This is a genomic window from Pseudoduganella sp. GCM10020061 (genome assembly GCF_042683405.1).
In the GTDB taxonomy this organism is placed as follows: domain Bacteria; phylum Pseudomonadota; class Gammaproteobacteria; order Burkholderiales; family Burkholderiaceae_D; genus Telluria.
On record NZ_JBHUJS010000003.1, the window covers coordinates 544,929 to 561,384 of the forward strand.

Sequence of the window (16,456 nt, forward strand, 5' to 3'; positions counted from 1 at the left end):
GGCGCCGTCAGGCGGCCATGGCGCTTTCGATCTCGGCACGGGCAGCCTGCGCCAGGTCGCGCCGGTGCGCACCAGCCGCCTCGATCGGCTCGAGGCAGGCCAGCTGCGCCTCCAGCCCATCGGCACGCAGGATCTTCATGACACTGTCGACAAACGTCGTGTCGCCGGTGAAGTCGACAGCATGATGCAGCGCGCCGCCCGCATCCACGTACTTGAGCGCAAAGGGCTGGACCGGCACTTTGGCATCGATCGCGGCTTCGAACAGATTTGCATGGAACGGCAGCACCACGCCTGGCGGCGCGGTCTCGCCCTCAGGGAAGAAGGCGACGCGCTCGCCCGTCTGCAGGCTCGCAACGAGTCCCTTGAAGACGTGGCGCAGGTCGCGCCGGTTACCACGCGCGATGAAGACCGTCCCAGCCATCGCCACCAGCCAGCCCACTACCGGCCACCGGCGAATCTCCGCCTTGGCGACGAATCGCGAGGGGTAGAGCGCGTTGATAACGAAGATGTCCAGCCAGCTGACGTGGTTGGCGACTACCAGCGCGTGGGCCAGCGCGGGAGCACCATCCACTGGGGTGAGCCTCACGCCGCAGATGCCGAGCAGGCGGCGAGACCAGCCCAGCGTGAGGCGCTGGCGCGTCGCAGGCGACGCCCAGGGGAAGACCAGGGCGCACTTGGCCAGCCCTTCAATGAGGTGCAGGAGAATGCGCGCGAGGCGCCATGCGAGGCGGATGTTCAAGCGGTGTCGTCAGCAGACAGTCTGCTGTTAAGCAAGCAGACCGGTAAATCGTACGAAGAATCAGGGGACAGTCCAAGGAGACTGTCCCCGTTGGTCAGGCCTGGTAGGCGACGTGGCCGCCGACGATGGTGGCGCGCACCTCGCCGGTCAGCTCGTAGCCGGCGAACGGCGTGTGCTTGCCCTGGCTGGCCAGCCTTGCGCCCTCCACCTTCCAGCGCGCAGACGGGTCGAACAGCACGACATCCGCAGCAGCGCCGGGCGACAGCGTGCCGGCATCCAGCCTGGCGATGCGGGCTGCATCGACGGTAATGCGCGACAGCGCCGCCGACAGCGAGGACGGCTCGCCGCGGCCGTGCTCCTCGGCCCAGCGCAGCGCCAGCGACAGCAGCAGCTCCAGGCCGGTTGCACCCGGCGAGGCTTCCGCGAACGGCAGCAGCTTCTCGTCGTCGTCCACCGGCGTGTGGTCCGAGCAGATCGCGTCCACCGTGCCGTCCGCCAGTCCGGCGCGGATCGCGTCGCGGTCGCGCTGGCTGCGCAGCGGCGGCGTCAGGCGCGCGCTCGAATCGAAGAAGCCGATGTCGGCATCGGTCAGGTGCACGTGGTGGGCGCCGACGTCGCAGGTGACGGGCAGGCCTTCCTGCTTGGCGGCCTTCACCAGCGCCAGGCCGGCGGCGGACGACATGCGGCACAGGTGCACTCGCGCGCCGGTTGCGCGCATCAGTTCGAAGATCGTGTGCAGCGCGATGGTCTCGGCCATCACCGGCACGCCGGACAGGCCAAGGCGCGAGGCCAGCGGTCCGCTGTGCGCAACGCCGCCCTGCCCGATGTACGAATCCTGCGGACGCAGCCAGACCGTGTAGCCGAAGGTGTTCGCGTACTGCATCGCGCGCAGCAGCACATTGGTATCGCGCACCGGCTCCTCGGCCTGGGCGAAGCCGACGCAGCCCGCTTCGGTCAGCTCGGCCATCTCGGTCAGCGCCTGGCCCTTGAGGCCGGTCGTCAGTGCGCCCAGCGGGTGCAGGTTGGCGCCGCGGCGCGCCGTGTGCAGGTCGCGCGCGCGGTGCTTGAGCATTTCGACCAGGCCCGGCTCGTCGAGCACGGGATCGGTGTCGGGCGGGCACACGAGACTGGTCACGCCGCCGCGCAGCGCGGCCTGCATTTCCGATTCCAGCGTGGCCTTGTATTCGTAGCCTGGCTCGCGCAGGCGCGCGGACAGGTCCACCAGGCCGGGCGCGACCACCAGGCCGTGTGCGTCGATGACCTGGTCTGCTGCGAAACCGGCCGGCGCTGCGCCCAGCGCCGCGATCTTGCCGTTGTCGATGTACAGGTCCTGTACTGCGTCCACCTTGTTGGCCGGGTCGATCACGCGGCCGTTCTTGATATGTAGTTTCATGCCTGGGTTCCCGCCACAATACTCATTACCGCCATGCGCACCGCAATACCGAAGGTCACCTGAGGCAGGATCACTGCCTGCGGACCGTCCGCCACCGCCGAGTCGATCTCGACGCCGCGGTTCATCGGACCCGGGTGCATCACGATCGCGTCGGGCGCCGCCAGCGCCAGGCGCTCGGGCGTCAGGCCGTAGTGCTTGAAGTACTCCTGCGCCGATGGCAGCAGCGCGCCGCTCATGCGCTCGTGCTGGAGGCGCAGCATGATGATCACGTCCACGCCCTTCAGGCCCTCGTTCATGTCATTGAACACGCGCACGCCCATCTGTTCCAGGCCGCCCGGCAGCAGGGTCGCCGGGCCGATCGCGCGTACTTCAGGCACGCCCAGCGTGGTCAGCGCGTGGATGTCCGAGCGCGCCACGCGGCTGTGCAGGATGTCGCCGACGATCGCCACGCGCAGGTTGGTGAAGTCCTTCTTGTAGTGGCGGATGGTGTACATGTCGAGCAGGCCCTGCGTCGGATGCGCGTGGCGTCCGTCGCCGGCGTTGACCACGTGTACGTGGTTCTGCTTCGTTTCGTTCAGGTGCTTGGCGATCAGGTAGGGCGCGCCGGACTGCGAGTGGCGCACCACGAACATGTCGGCGTGCATGGCGGCCAGGTTGTCGATGGTGTCGAGCAGCGATTCGCCCTTGGTGGTGGACGATGCCTGGATGTTCAGGTTGATCACGTCCGCCGACAGGCGCTTGGCGGCGATTTCGAAGGTGGTGCGGGTGCGGGTCGAGTTCTCGAAGAACAGGTTGAACACGCTCTTGCCTCGCATGAGCGGCACCTTCTTCACTTCGCGGTCCGAGATCCCGACGAAGGACGATGCCGTGTCGAGGATGTGGTTGATGATCGACTTGGGCAGGCCCTCGATGCTGAGGAGGTGCTGCAGTTCGCCGTTTTTGTTCAGCTGCGGATTAAACATTGTCCTCTTCCACCGTGAGCGAGAGTTGCGAATCGGGTCCCTTGGCCAGCGCCAGCGACTGCCCCGGCGCGAGGTCCACGCGCACGCCGATGAAATCGGCCGCCACCGGCAGCTCGCGCCCGCCACGGTCGGCCAGCGCTGCCAGCATGATGCGCTGCGGGCGGCCATAGTCGAACAGCACATTGATCGCGGCGCGCGTGGTGCGGCCCGTGTACAGCACGTCGTCGACCAGCACGATGGTGGCGCCATCCACATTGAACGGGATATGGGTCGGCTTCACGTCGGGATGCAGGCCCTTTTTGGCGTAGTCGTCGCGGTAGAACGAGACGTCGATGAAGCCGAGCCGGTGCGACAGGCCAAGGTCGGTGGCCAGCCGTTCGGCCACCCAGGCGCCGCCGGAGAAGATACCGACGATGGCAGGATCGTTGGCCTGCGCGAGGCCGGCGCGCATCTGCGCGAGCAGCTCCCGGTATGCGCTGTCGGCGTCAGCGCTCGGGTTGTCAGTGAGGGACATGTTCGTCAAAGTATTGTTGCAAAATGATTGCCGCGGCTTTCGCGTCGATGACTTCACCGCGTTTGGCCGTGATGACGGCCGACGAATAGCGCTCGTCGACCAGGATGACAGGGAGGTTGAAGCGGCCGCCGAGCTGGTTCGCGAAGCGCCGGCAGCGCAGCGTCATCTCGTGCTCGGCGCCGTCCGGATGGCGCGGCTCGCCGACCACCAGGCGGGCCGGGTTCCAGTGGGCGATCAGGTCGCCGATTTCCTTGAAACGGGTGGCATTGTCGGCGGCGTGGATCACCGATAGCGGCTGCGCCTGCCCGGTGATGGTGTTGCCCATTGCAATGCCGATGCGCTTGGTGCCGAAGTCGAAGCCCAGGATCAGTTCAGCCATTACGCATGACCGGCCTCGGGGGCAAGCATCAGTGGGTCAATGCCGAGCAGCTTGATGGCGGCCGTGTAGCGCTGTTCCGCCGGCAGGTCGAACAGCACGTGCGCATCGGCGCCCACGGTCAGCCAGCCGTTGCGGCTGATTTCTTCCTCCAGCTGGCCCGGGCTCCAGCCCGCATAGCCGATCGACACCAGCAGGCGCTTGGGACCGACGCCCTTGGCGACCGCTTCCAGCACGTCGATGGAGGTGGTGAACGCGACTTCGTCCGTGACGTTGAGCGAAGATGAGTAGCGGCGGCCGGGCGTATGCAGCACGAAGCCGCGGTCGTCCTGCACCGGTCCGCCGAACATGATCGGCTCGTTTTCCACGGCAGGACGCATGTCCTCGGCCAACTGCAGGTCAATCCGTTCAAACAGGATCTCCATGGTCATGTCGGTCGGCTTGTTGATGACCACCCCGAGCACGCCTTTTTCGTTGTGTTCGCAGATGTAGACCACGGTGCCGCCGAAAATGGGATCCTCCACCGCCGGCATTGCAATCAGGAAGTGGTTGGCCAGGTTGAGCGTAGGCGCACCCACGCCGCTTTCGAGGTGATCGGTTTCCTCCTGCGTGAGACCATGCAAGGGGAGAGTTTTGCCGACTTTGCTCTTCTTCATACCGGTACTTTCTCTTGGCGTGCTCTCTCTGGCCTGGCTGCGGCGCAGTCTATGATGAACTTTGCGATAGTTTACACCGTTTTGTTCATTCGACCGTTCGCTGCCCCCTACCGCGCGCGGATGAGGGAAATCGTACAATGACTGGCCCCAACTGATATTGACGAGAAGCACTTATGCAGTTTTCCGCCGCCCTGGTGTGGTTCCGCCGCGATCTGCGTCCGTTCGACCATGCCGCTCTCCATCACGCGCTCGCGACATCCAGGGTCGTCTATTGTGGTTTTATTTTTGATAACGCTATTTTAGCATCGCTGCCCCGGACCGACCGCCGGGTAGCGTTCATCCATGCGAGCGTGGCTGCGCTCGACCGCGAACTGGCCGCCATGGGCGGGCACCTGCTGGTGCGGCAGGGCAATGCCGAGGAAGTATTGCCCCGGCTGGCCGCCGAGCTCGGCGTGGACGCGGTCTTCGCCAACGAAGATTACGATCCCTACGCCATCGCCCGCGATACCGCCGTGGCGCAGTCGCTGCACGCGGCAGGCAGGCGTTTCCTCACCTACAAGGACCAGGTCGTGTTCTCCGGAAACGAAGTGCTGACGCAGGCCGGCAAGCCGTTTTCCGTATTCACTCCATACAAGAACGCCTGGCTGCGCCGGCTCGACGCCGAGCCGTGGGCCAGCGACCCGTTCGACACCTATGCGCATGCTGCACGCCTGGCGCCTGCCCCGCCGGGGCACCGAATTCCTGCGCTGCACGAAGTCGGCTTCGAACCCGTCGCGCTGGAGGCAGCCGGCCTCGTTCCCGGAACGGACGGGGCGGCGCAGGCGTTCGAGCAATTCCTCAACCGCATCGGCGACTATGCCAGCGCGCGCGACTTCCCTGCCGTGCAGGGAACGTCCAGACTGTCGATCTACTTGCGCTTTGGCACCACCTCGGTGCGCCACCTCGTGCGGACCGCACGCGAGCTCATCGCACGGGGCGCCGGCGTGGATGGGGCGCGCACCTGGTTGAGCGAACTCATCTGGCGCGAGTTCTACCAGGCCATCCTGCTGCACCACCCGTACGTCGTGGAGCACGCGTTCAAGCGTCCCTATGACGCCATCGTCTGGGAAACGGGGCCGGAAGCGGACGCCATGTTCGAGGCGTGGTGCACAGGACGCACCGGCTATCCCCTGGTCGATGCGGCCATGGCGCAGCTGAACCAGACCGGCTTCATGCACAACCGGCTGCGCATGGTGACGGCCAGCTTCCTGACCAAGGACCTGGGGATCGACTGGCGGCGAGGCGAGCACTACTTCGCGCTCAAACTGAACGATTACGAACTGGCATCGAACAACGGCGGCTGGCAATGGGCCGCTTCGACCGGGTGCGATGCGCAGCCATGGTTCCGCATCTTCAATCCGGTTACCCAATCGGAACGGTTCGACCCCAAAGGCGACTTCATCCGTCGTTACATTCCCGCCCTGCGCGGGCTTGACGCAAAGCAAATCCATGCGCCCTGGACCGCACGCATTCCAGTCGACGGGTATCCTGAACGCATCGTCGTGCATGAGGAAGCACGCCAGAAAACACTGGAGAGGTACGGTGCGCTCAAACTTTTGGCCCCCGACGACGGGTAAAACCCGCTTGAAGTCATCAAAGTCATGAACTAGAATGGATTTCATGACTAGCACCTTGCGCACCTTTTCCCCGCTGGCCGCGTGCGGCGCGGCCGTGGACGCGAACAGTCCGTTTTCCGGTTTTCGCAAGAGTGTCGCCCGCAGCCGGGCGCGCGCCAAACCCGGACCGGAGCAGGTCCTCGCCGACCGCCGCATCCGGCAGCTGGTCGACTTGGCGGTGGAAGAGCGGCTGGAGGAATTCCAGAGGCTGCTCGACCTGGCGCCGCCCGCGCCAACCCCGCTTGAAACAGCACGCCAACGGGGCGTGTCCTACATGAAGGCGGAGCTGGACCAGCCGGACAACCTCACCCTGGGCGAAGCGGCGGCCTATTGCGGACGTTCCGACCGCGTCGTGAATGAAGCCCGCCAGCGCGGCGACTATTACGCGCTGGTCATGGAGGGCAACAGCCGTGGCTTTCGCTATCCGCGCTGGCAGTTCGATGCGCCCCACGGCCGCCTTGCGGCTGTCCTGCACAAGCTGGACGCGCTCGACGCCAGCTGCTGGTCGAAGCACCACTTCCTCACCCGCCCCTCCCCCACCCTGCACGGCCGCATCCCCCGCGACATCATCCTCGACCAGCACGCCGACCTTGGCGCGGTATGCCTGGCCATCGACGAGCACTTCAGCGGAGAACAGGGAGCGGCATGACGGAGCGGGAAGCGCGCGACCATTGCCCCCTTCCCCCGGCAGATTTTGCCAAGCGCGAGCTGCCGGTCCGCAGCGTCGAAGCCATGCGGCTGATGCGGATCCATCCGCGCGGGCGCGACCCGCTGTTCTATTCCCGGCGCTCGGCCTGCACGCCGGCCAACCGCTTCGACGCGCCTGCCGATGAATTCGGCGTGCTGTACGCGTCGCTGTCGTTCGCGGCCTGCATGGCGGAGACGCTGGTGCGGGACCGGTTTGCCGGATCGGTGGCGCCGCTGGTGCTGGAAGAATCGAGGCTGAAGCTGCGCTGCCTGTCGCTGCTGGAGCCGGCCGGGCCGGGGCTGCGGCTGGCCGACTTTACCGCGCCGCTGTTCGGGCTCGGCTTCTCGACCCAGGTGCTGGCCACGCCCGACTACCTTGCGCCCAACCTGTGGAGCCGGGCCGTGCACGACCATCCCGCGCGCGTGGACGGGATCTATTTCGTGTCGCGGTATGCGAATGAGGCGTCGGTGGCGGTGTTCGACCGCGCGCGGCTGGCGGCATGCGGGGCGCCAGTGCCGCTACTGGAATGCCCGGAGCTGGGGCCGTTCCTGGCGCGCCACGATATCGCCCTGGTCCCGTAGGCAGGCCGTCGCCAAAGGAGACTACCCCCCTGATCTCCGCGCGCCGGCCACGCCGGCTGAAGACCAGGGGCGGCACTGCCGCTATCGGCGCAGCAGTCCTTCGATGGCTTCGAGCAGGTTCTGCTCCTGGAACGGCTTGCCGAAGTACGCGTCCACGCCCAGTTCCATCGCGTAGTTGCGGTGCTTGTCCGCGGTGCGCGATGTGATCATGATGATCGGGATGGCGCGCGTGGAGTCGGCGCCGCGGATGTTGCGGGTCAGGTCGAAGCCGTCCATGCGCGGCATCTCGATATCGACCAGCATCAGGTCCGGACGCGTCTCCTGCACCTGCGCCAGCGCGTCCACCCCGTCCTTGGCCAGCAGGACCGTGTAGCCCTCGCGCTCCAGCAGGCGCTGGGTCACGCGGCGCACGGTCAGCGAATCGTCCACCACCATGATCGTGGCGTTGCGCGGCAGGTCGGGCTCCACATGGCTGCCCGCCGCGACGCTGCGCTTGAGTTCAGGATGCTGCGCGATGTGGTTCGCCAGCGCCACCGGGTTGAGGATCAGGACGATCTCGCCCGTACCGAGCACGGTGGCGCCCGCGATGCCCGCCACGCGCGCCAGCTGCGGGCCGATGTTCTTGATGACGACCTCGCGGTTGCCCTCCACCTCGTCCACCTGCAAGGCGATGCGGTCGCCGCCGCTGCGCAGCACCAGCACCGACGTCGTGCGCTGCACCGGCGGCAGCGCCACGTCCTCGCCAAGCAGCACCGGCAGGTAGTGCAGCGGCACGCCTGCGCCCTTGTAGTCGATGGCGCCGGCCGCCTGCGCCTGCGTCATCGGCCCCTGTTTCATATGCAGGACCTGCTCCACCAGGATCGCCGGCACCGCATAAGTGCGGCCTCCGCCGGTCACCGGCACCACCTGCGTGACGGCCAGCGTCAGCGGAAGGTGGATGGTGAAGCGCGCGCCCTTGCCGCTGGCGGTCTCGATCGATACCCGCCCGCCCAGCGCCTCGGCCTCAGCACGCACCACGTCCATGCCGACGCCGCGTCCTGCCAGCTCGGTCAGCGACTCGGCGGTGGTGAAGCCCGGTTCGAAGATCAGGCCGGCCGCCTGCGCGTCGTTCAGCTGTTCGCCTTCCGTGATCAGGCCGCTCTTCAGGGCGCGTGCCCGGATGCGCTGCAGGTCGAGGCCTGCGCCGTCGTCGCTGAACTGCAGCACCACTTCGTTGCCCTGCTGGCTGACCTGCACCAGCAGTTCGCCCGTTTCCGGCTTGCCGGCAGCGACGCGCGCCGCGCGCGGCTCGACGCCGTGCACGATCGCGTTGCGCAGCAGGTGCTCGAACGGTGCGGCCATCTGTTCCAGCACGCTGCGGTCGATCTCGACCGAGCCGCCGCGAATGTCCAGGTTGACGCGCTTGTCCAGCTCCTTGGCTGCCCCGCGCGCCACGCGGTACAGTCGCTCGGACAGGCTGGAGAACGGCACCATGCGCACGCGCATCAGGTCCTGCTGCAGTTCGCGCGTCAGGCGCGACTGCACCTGCACGTCAAAGCTGGCGCCGTCCACCGAGCGCGTCAGCGATTCATGGAAGGAGGCCACGTCGTTGACGCTCTCGGCCATCATGCGGGTGAGTTCCTGCAGGCGCGTGAAGCGGTCGAACTCGAGCGGGTCGAAGCCGCGCTCACCGGCGATCGACAGGCGCGACGCGATCTGCGATTCGGCTTGCATTTCCACTTCGCGCAGCTGGGCCGACAGGCGCACCAGGTTTTCGGACAGGTCCTGCAGCGTGGACTTCGCCGCCCCGATCTGCGTTTCCAGCTTGGAGCGGGCGATCGACACCTCGCCGGCCTGGTTGACCAGGCGGTCGAGGATGTCGGCGCGCACGCGCACCAGCGGCGTGCGGGTATGCGCGACCTGCGCTTCCTCGATGACCGGCGCGGCTTCAGGCGCCGCCGCTTGCGCCGACGGAACCGGCTCGGCTGCGGGCTGGGGCGAGCCACCCGACTGGAGCTGCTCGAACATCAGCAGCGCCTGGTCGTAGTTGGCCATCAGTTCGTCGAACGCAGCCGGCGTGGTGGTGCCGGCATGGACCATGTTCTCGATCTGCGTTTCGATGTCGTGCGTGTGCTGGCCGAGGCGCATTGCGCCGGCCATGCGGGCGCTGCCCTTGACGGTGTGCAGGCTGCGCAGCAGCGACTTGGCCGGAGCGGTATCGGCCGGGTTCTGCTGCCAGGCGCGCAGCGCGTTGCCGATCTCCGGCAGCGTGTCGGTCGCCTCTTCGATAAAGACCGGCAGCAGGTCCGGATCGAGCTCGTCGACGATGGCGCCGCCCAGTGGGGCCGGTGCGGCGGCCGCAACCGGCTCCGCGTATGCGCCCTGCTCCAGCTCGGACTCGACCAGTTCTTCGGCGTCCGACGCTGGCGACGCGCTGAGGGCGAATTCCTCGACATGCTCTTCGTCTTCCGGCAGCGGCGCCGCGTCCAGCGCGAACGCTTCCACGTCCTCGTGCGGTTCCGGCAGGTCGAATTCGATCGCATCCTCGACCAGCTCCTCCGCGTCGGCGGCCGGAGACGACGCCAGGGCTGCCGCCTCGGCATGCTGCTCGTCGCCTGCGACCGGCGCAATCTCCAGCGTAAACGCGTCGGCGTCCTGATGCGGCGCAGGCAGCGCCAGGTCCTCGTCGCCGGGAGCGGGCACGGCTTGCGTACCGGCCTCGTCGCCAACCTGGGTCAGCTCCGGCTCGCCGAACTGGTCGGCGAAGGCATTGTCGAAGGCGTCCATCATCAGCGCTTCGGCGTCGCCCGGCTGCGGATCGGCCAGCGCCGGTTCGACCAGCCCTGCGTACGCATCCAGTTCGGCTGCGGGGGCTTCGCCACCCTGGCGCGGCAGCTGGTCGCGCAGCGCCTGCAGCCCGGCCACGAGGTCCGGACGCGCGTCAGGCAGCTCGCCCGCCCCGAAGTCGCGCAGCATCGCGCGCACCGCGTCCAGTGCCTTATCCAGCAGTGCGCGCTGGCTGTCCTGCAGCGTGGCGGGCGCCGGCGGCACCAGCACCTGCAGCGCCATTTCCAGCGCATACGCGATCTCGCGCAGCGCCTCGAATCCCACGGTAGCCGAGGTACCGGTCAGCGTGTGCGCAGCCTTCAATGCCTCCGGCGACACCGCGCGCCCGGGCTCCTGGCGCCACTCGCTGAAGTCGCGCTCCAGCACGCGCACCAGCTCGTCCGTCTCGGCGAGGTAGATATTGAATAGCGGGGTCGCGATTTCCAGCGAGCCGATGCGGCGCGTCGGACCCTCGACGGCAGCCGCGGACGGCGCCATGCCCGGGAACTCGATCACGTCGGCGCTTGGCGCCTCGATGGCCAGCTCTTCGTAGTCGAAGTCTTCCAGCGGCGGCGGAGCGAGTTCGATCACCTCGGCCAGCGGCAGCGCGGTTTCGTCCGGCAGCGGTTCGCCGGCCTGCACCAGCGCTGCATCCGCGACCAGCAGGTCGGCAGTGCGCGCCGAGCTGCCGGTCGCGACCAGCTCGTCCACCCAGGCCGCCATCTCGCGCTGCGCGCGTCCGAGCAGCGCCAGCAGGTCGTCGCTTGCGGGACGCGATTCGGACAGCCAGTGGTTCATGACCTTTTCGATTGCGTGCGCGGCGTCGGCGAACTGGTTCAGGCCAACCATGCGCCCACTGCCCTTGAGCGTGTGGAACGCGCGGCGCAGGCGCGTCAGCGTTTCCTGGCTGGCGCGATCGGCGTGCGCATCGGGCAGCGTGTCGGCCACCGTCTGCAGCACTTCCTGCGCTTCCATGATGAAGATCTCGAGCAGCTCGGCTTCGACCGCTTCGCCCGGCGCTTCCGCCTCCAGCGACACGCCGGCGGCGGCGTCGGCAACGGCTTCCTCCGGCTGCGCCTGAGGGGCGGCCTCCTGCGGCGCGAGCTCGCCCTTGACGCGCCCGAACGGCACGGAGGAGAACAGGCCTTTGGCCTCGTCGAATTCGAACCGTTCACGGGCCTGCTGCGGCTGGTGCGCGAGCGTATCGATGAAGAAGCCCAGCGCGCCCACATTCTGCGCGATGTTTTCGAGCGACGCCGCCGCGGCATCGCGGCCGGCCGCCAGTGCCCGCACCGCTTCCTTGACGTGCTGCGCGGCGCGCATGGCGTCTTCCTGGTCGAGGATCGCCAGCGCGCCCTGCAACTGGTGCAGGACCGGGTCGATCTCGGCCAGCGTGTCGCGGCGCGACGGGTCGGCGTGGAAGTCGTCCAGCACTTTTTCGGCCTGGCGCAGGCCGGTCTTCATTTCTTCGGCCAGCACCTGCACTGTTTCGTCGCGTTCCGGCGTGCCCGCCAGCGCGCCCTGCCAAGCCGTCGCGGCGGGCGGCGTCTCGCCGGCAGCCAGCGCCAGCAGGCGCGCGCCGATGGCCTCCGCATGGTCGGCCAGCTCCGCCGGCAGCTTGCGCGCCTGTTCCAGCGCCTGGCCGATGAACAGCAGGGCCGAGGCCATCTCGATCCCGAACTGCTCGCTGTTTCCTGCGTGGCGTACATCGCTGGCCGCGCGGCGCAGCTCGTCCGCCAGCTGGCACAGCGCTGCAATCCCGAGTCCCTGGAGCGCATTGTCGAGCGCGCCCAGCGCATCGTCGACGCGCTGCAGGCCTGCCTCGCCGGCGCCTTCCGCAGGCAGTGCCGACCACGCGGCCTGCGCCTGCGCCAGCGCGTCCTTTGCTTGCGCCAGCGCGGCAGGATCGATGCGGCCGTAGCGCTTGCGTTCGTAGTCTGCCGGCACCAGGCCGTCCAGTCCGAACAGCGCGCGCAGCTGGCGCGCACCCGGCGACGGCGAAGCGGCTGCGGCCACGAAGAACAGCGCGTCGCGCAGCATCTGTTCCGGCAAATCGGGCTGTCCTTGCGCCAGGCGGCGCATCTGCAGGTTGACCTGGCCGAACAGCTGCTTGACGTAGACGCTGCCATCGAGTTGTCCATCGGCCACCAGTTCGGCAAACGCTTCCATCGCGGCCCAGAAGGTGCGGGCGCGCGGCTCTTCCTGCGCCGCGGCGACCAGCGCCACCGCTGCGCGCAACTCGGCGGCATGCGGCTGGCGCGAGGCCGCGTCGGGCGCGCGCAGGAACGGCAGCAGCGACCTTTCGAAGCGGGTGCGGTAGGCAGCGTAGTCAGGCGCTGCGGTGGGCGGCAACGGCGGCAGGGCCGCCTGCGGCAGCTCGCCTGCGAACAGGTCGGACGGGTGGATGCGGTCGGCGCCCTGCATGGCAAGCAGCGCGCGGTAATAGGGGAACAGGCGCACCGGCTGGGGCGGATCGCCCGCCAGCAGCTCGTCCAGGTACTCCACCAGCGCGGCGTACGCCTCGCGCACGGTGGCCGCCTGTCCGGCGGTAACAGGCTCCGCCGCGCCGCGCAGCTGGTCGATGGCCTGCTCGGCTGCCTGCGTCATCGCGGACGCGCCGGCTACATCGACCATCTGGAGCGCGCCGTGCGCCTGGTGCAGGTGGGTCTTCGCCAGCTGCAGCTGCGTCGCGGCGCCGGACGCATCGGACGATGCGCTCTCGAGCGCTTCGGCCGAGCGGTCAAGCGCCTCCCGAATTTCGCCAATCACCCAGGACAGCGGACCGGTATCGAACGCCGCCGGGCGGTGAAGATCGCTCATCTCGTACGCCTTCAAGGTCACGCGCTCACACGGAAGCGGGATACCGAATTCTTCAGTTCCTGTGCGAGGACGGACAGCTGGCGAATCGATTGCGCGGTCTGCTGGGTGCCTTCCTGCGTGTGCTGGGTCACCTCGAGGATGTGGCCGATGTTGCCGGCCACGCCGTTGGCGGACGTCGCCTGCTTTTCGGTCGCGTGCGAGATGCCCTCGATCAGTTCCGCCAGCTGGTTCGACACGCGCGAGATCTCCGCCAGTGCCGCGCCGGCCGCGTCGGACAGCCTTGCCCCTTCCACCACGCCCTGGGTCGACTTCTCCATTGCGGCCACCGCATCATGGGTGTCGGTCTGAATGGTACGCACCAGCGCGCCGATCTGCTTGGCCGCGCCGGCCGAGCGTTCCGCCAGGCGCTGGACCTCTTCCGCCACGACCGAGAAGCCACGTCCCGCTTCGCCCGCGGACGCAGCCTGGATCGCCGCGTTCAGCGCCAGCACGTTGGTCTGTTCGGTAATGTCGGAGATCAGCTCGGTGATCTCGCCGATCTCCTGCGAGGATTCGCCCAGGCGCTTGATTCGCTTGGAGGTTTCCTGGATCTGGTCGCGGATCTCGTGCATGCCGACGATCGCGTTTTCCACTGCGGTCGCGCCCTGGGTCGCTGCCGCAACCGACTGGCGCGCAACGTGCGCCGATTCGGTCGCCGAGCGCGACACGTCGGTAATTTCGGTCGCCAGCTTCAGGACCGTCGCCGAGGCGTCTTCGATCTCACGCGACTGCTGGCGCGCCGCGTTCAGGAGCTCGGTCGAGATCTCCTGGGCATGGCCCGATGCCGCCGTCACCTGTTCCGCCGTGGTGGTCACGCGGCCCACCAGGCCGCGCAGTTCTTCCACCGTGTAGTTGACCGAGTCGGCGATCGCGCCGGTGATATCCTCGGACACGGTGGCGTGGATGGTCAGGTCGCCGTCCGCCACTTCCTGCAGTTCGTTCATCAGGCGCAGAATCGCGGCCTGGTTCTGGTCGTTGGTCGCCTTGGCTTCCTCTTCCTTGGCCTGCGCCTGCAGGCGCATCGCTTCCGCTTCCTGGCGGCGCTGTTCCGCGCCGCGGGTACGGTTGCGCGAGTCCTGCAGCAGCACGCGGCTGACCGAGCCTGCCGTCAGCAGCGTGAAGATCGCAGAGGCGACCATCAGCCAGAACCAGATGTCCGGCGTGCCCTGTTCGGCGCGGTAGGTTTCCTGCACGCCGGTCAGCTGCTTCTTCAGTTCCTCGTTCTCATAGAAGATCGACTGCTCCGCCGCTTTCGCCGCCGAGAACTTGCCGAGGTTGTTGAGGATCGATCCCACGGTCTCCTGGTAGCCGTCGAAACGGTTGTTCAGTTCTTCCAGCTTGGCCAGCAGGACCGGGTCGCTGGTTTTGGCGATGCCCATCGCGGCGTTGCCGTTGTTGAATGCGTCGATGGTGGCGCCGAACGCGGTGGAGTCACGGCCCAGCTGGAATGCGGTCTCCGAGCGGATCGCGCCGGCGGTCAGGAAGTCGCTCGCGCTGCGCGACATGCGCTGGCTCATCATCATCATGCGGCCCAGCGCGGCCAGCTCGCGCGGAGAACCGCCGCGCGCGACCTTCTGGTTCAGCATCTCCTCGGAGAGGTTCAGCAGCAGCGGCGCGATGGTGTCGAGCTGGCGTACGGATTTCTCCAGGCCCAGCAGCTCCGACTGCATCTTCAGGATGGTCGATGCCGCGTTGTCGGTGCTCTTCCATTTGCGCGACACTTCGTTCAGTACGCGCTCCATGCGCACGCTGGGCGCCGGCAGCGAGCGGCCGGCAAACTCGCCGCCCTTCGAGAGCAGGACCAGGTCCTGGATCAGGCGCTTGCGGCTGTCCTCCAGCTGCGCGAACGCTTCCGGATTGCCGCGCACGGCGTTCGGCGCCGCCTTGCCGATACGCTGCGAGTGCATCAGCGCGTCCGATGCCACCTGGGTCAGGGCCGATGCGTCGGCGCTGCTGGCGGCGTTGCGCCACAGCGCCAGCACCGTCAGCAGGATGCCCGCGCCCAGCACCATCAGCAGGATGCGCAGCTGGCGCGGCAGCGACAGGTGGCCGATCAGCGGCAGCGGCGTGTCGAGTTCGGCGTCGTCGTCCTGGGTGCGCTTGCGGCCCATGATGGAGCCGATGCGCAGCGGCGCATTCGGGTCGTCCTGCTCCACCGGGGCGGACAGGTTCGGCAGCAGGCGCGTGCCGAATTCCGTGTCCTGTGCCGGCGTCACGTGCAGTTGATCCTTCTTCGCCCGCCCCAAGCTGAATTTATCCGCGAATCCCATTCCGTTCCCCTGTCCGATGGCCTGTGCCGCGCTGTTAGCGAGGCTGATTATTATGAAAAAGCGAAGCTACATTCCAATGTGAAGGAAGCGCGGTTCCTTCACGAGTTGTGCGAGGTCGAGCGCGGTCCACTCGTTGCCATCCGCGTCCACCAGCGCGCCGTCCGCGCCATGCATGGCGGCGGCGTCGCGCAATCCGTACACGCGCGACACCAGCAGCGCGCATTGCAGCCCCAGCGCCGGCGCCAGCGTCACGATCCTGCTGCTGGGGCCCGGCGCCGCCTCGCCCACGCCCAGGTAGCGCGCGATGTCGATCACGCCCACCAGATTGCCGCGGATGTTGGCCAGGCCGAGGTACCACGCGTGCGTGAGCGGCACCCGCGTAAGCGGCGCCGCGGTCACGATCTCGCCGGCTTGCGCGAGGTCGAGCAGCAGGCGCTTGCCCTGCCCGTCCGCTCCGGCCTGGACGCCGAGCAGGCTGGCGCGCTGGCCCCTGGCCGTGCGCGCGGCCTGCACCCGTTCGATCAGCTGCGTCTGGTACTCGCGCAGCCGGGTGCGGCGCGCCGAGAGGTCGGGCGTTTCGCTCATGCTCCGCCGAGTGCGTTGATTTTTTCGAGCAGCTCGGCCGGATTGACGGGCTTGACCAGGTAGTCGCGCGCGCCCTGGCGCATGCCCCAGATGCGGTCGGTTTCCTGGTCCTTGCTGCTGCAGATAATCACCGGCACATCCTGCAGCTCGGGGTCGCGCGCGATCGAGCGCGTCACCTGGAAGCCGTTCGCTCCCGGCATCACCACGTCCATCAGGATCAGCTCCGGCTTGTCGGCGCGGATCTTCGCCATCGCCTCTTCGCCGTTTTCCGCGGTCGACACGGAGTAGCCGTGCTTGACCAGGATGTCGGTGAGGTAGTAGCGCTCGGTGGGCGAGTCGTCAACAATAAGGATGCGTTGGATGGGCACTGTTT

General features: G+C 67.7%; 13 protein-coding genes. 3 read left to right on the forward strand and 10 right to left on the reverse strand.

Annotated elements, in window-relative coordinates; all coding sequences use genetic code 11:
- Positions 1 to 7 precede the first annotated feature (7 nt).
- The 6 genes from ACFSQR_RS09810 to ACFSQR_RS09835 all read right to left on the reverse strand — a co-directional run bounded on the left by ACFSQR_RS09810 (position 8) and on the right by ACFSQR_RS09835 (position 4,640).
- Entirely contained in the window at positions 8 to 739 is a 732-nt protein-coding gene (locus ACFSQR_RS09810; protein ID WP_377729577.1) for a lysophospholipid acyltransferase family protein, read from the reverse strand.
- A gap of 94 nt (positions 740 to 833) precedes the next feature.
- A complete protein-coding gene (locus ACFSQR_RS09815; RefSeq protein ID WP_377729578.1) occupies positions 834 to 2,132 on the reverse strand; it encodes a dihydroorotase in 1,299 nt (432 codons plus the stop codon).
- The gene (locus ACFSQR_RS09820) at positions 2,129 to 3,094 is read right to left on the reverse strand and encodes an aspartate carbamoyltransferase catalytic subunit (RefSeq protein ID WP_377729579.1); all 966 of its coding nucleotides are present in this window, start codon (positions 3,092 to 3,094) and stop codon (positions 2,129 to 2,131) included. Before ACFSQR_RS09820 ends, ACFSQR_RS09815 begins: the two co-directional genes overlap by 4 nt.
- Positions 3,087 to 3,608, reverse strand: coding sequence for a bifunctional pyr operon transcriptional regulator/uracil phosphoribosyltransferase PyrR (pyrR, locus tag ACFSQR_RS09825; RefSeq protein WP_377729580.1), 522 nt, complete (start codon positions 3,606 to 3,608; stop codon positions 3,087 to 3,089). The genes ACFSQR_RS09820 and pyrR overlap by 8 nt, the downstream gene beginning before the upstream one ends.
- On the reverse strand, positions 3,595 to 3,987 hold the full coding sequence (gene ruvX / locus ACFSQR_RS09830) for a Holliday junction resolvase RuvX (RefSeq protein WP_377729581.1): 393 nt from the start codon (positions 3,985 to 3,987) through the stop codon (positions 3,595 to 3,597). The genes pyrR and ruvX overlap by 14 nt, the downstream gene beginning before the upstream one ends.
- Positions 3,987 to 4,640 carry a YqgE/AlgH family protein gene (locus ACFSQR_RS09835; RefSeq protein ID WP_377729582.1) on the reverse strand — a complete coding sequence of 218 codons (654 nt, stop codon included), beginning with the start codon at positions 4,638 to 4,640 and terminating at the stop codon, positions 3,987 to 3,989. The genes ruvX and ACFSQR_RS09835 overlap by 1 nt, the downstream gene beginning before the upstream one ends.
- A 173-nt stretch (positions 4,641 to 4,813) precedes the next feature.
- Between ACFSQR_RS09835 and ACFSQR_RS09840 the strand changes: the two genes are divergently transcribed.
- Genes ACFSQR_RS09840 through ACFSQR_RS09850 form a run of 3 tightly spaced genes read left to right on the forward strand, consistent with a single transcriptional unit; the run spans position 4,814 to position 7,564 of the window.
- The gene (locus ACFSQR_RS09840) at positions 4,814 to 6,256 is read left to right on the forward strand and encodes a cryptochrome/photolyase family protein (RefSeq protein ID WP_377729583.1); all 1,443 of its coding nucleotides are present in this window, start codon (positions 4,814 to 4,816) and stop codon (positions 6,254 to 6,256) included.
- Positions 6,257 to 6,299: 43 nt separating this feature from the next.
- Complete coding sequence (locus ACFSQR_RS09845) at positions 6,300 to 6,944, forward strand: hypothetical protein (RefSeq protein ID WP_377729584.1); 645 nt, start codon at positions 6,300 to 6,302, stop codon at positions 6,942 to 6,944.
- Positions 6,941 to 7,564, forward strand: a complete 624-nt coding sequence (locus tag ACFSQR_RS09850; protein WP_377729585.1) for an RES family NAD+ phosphorylase — start codon at positions 6,941 to 6,943, stop codon at positions 7,562 to 7,564. The genes ACFSQR_RS09845 and ACFSQR_RS09850 overlap by 4 nt, the downstream gene beginning before the upstream one ends.
- Before the next feature lie 81 nt (positions 7,565 to 7,645).
- Here ACFSQR_RS09850 and ACFSQR_RS09855 read toward each other — a convergent pair whose 3' ends face one another.
- The 4 genes from ACFSQR_RS09855 to ACFSQR_RS09870 form a co-directional block, all read right to left on the reverse strand.
- On the reverse strand, positions 7,646 to 13,189 hold the full coding sequence (locus tag ACFSQR_RS09855) for an Hpt domain-containing protein (RefSeq protein WP_377729586.1): 5,544 nt from the start codon (positions 13,187 to 13,189) through the stop codon (positions 7,646 to 7,648).
- A 17-nt stretch (positions 13,190 to 13,206) separates the two neighbouring features.
- Complete coding sequence (locus ACFSQR_RS09860; protein WP_377729587.1) at positions 13,207 to 15,498, reverse strand: methyl-accepting chemotaxis protein; 2,292 nt, start codon at positions 15,496 to 15,498, stop codon at positions 13,207 to 13,209.
- A 66-nt stretch (positions 15,499 to 15,564) separates the two neighbouring features.
- Positions 15,565 to 16,083, reverse strand: a complete 519-nt coding sequence (locus ACFSQR_RS09865; protein ID WP_377729588.1) for a chemotaxis protein CheW — start codon at positions 16,081 to 16,083, stop codon at positions 15,565 to 15,567.
- Positions 16,080 to 16,451, reverse strand: coding sequence for a PleD family two-component system response regulator (locus ACFSQR_RS09870; protein WP_377729589.1), 372 nt, complete (start codon positions 16,449 to 16,451; stop codon positions 16,080 to 16,082). Before ACFSQR_RS09870 ends, ACFSQR_RS09865 begins: the two co-directional genes overlap by 4 nt.
- Positions 16,452 to 16,456: the final 5 nt, after the last annotated feature.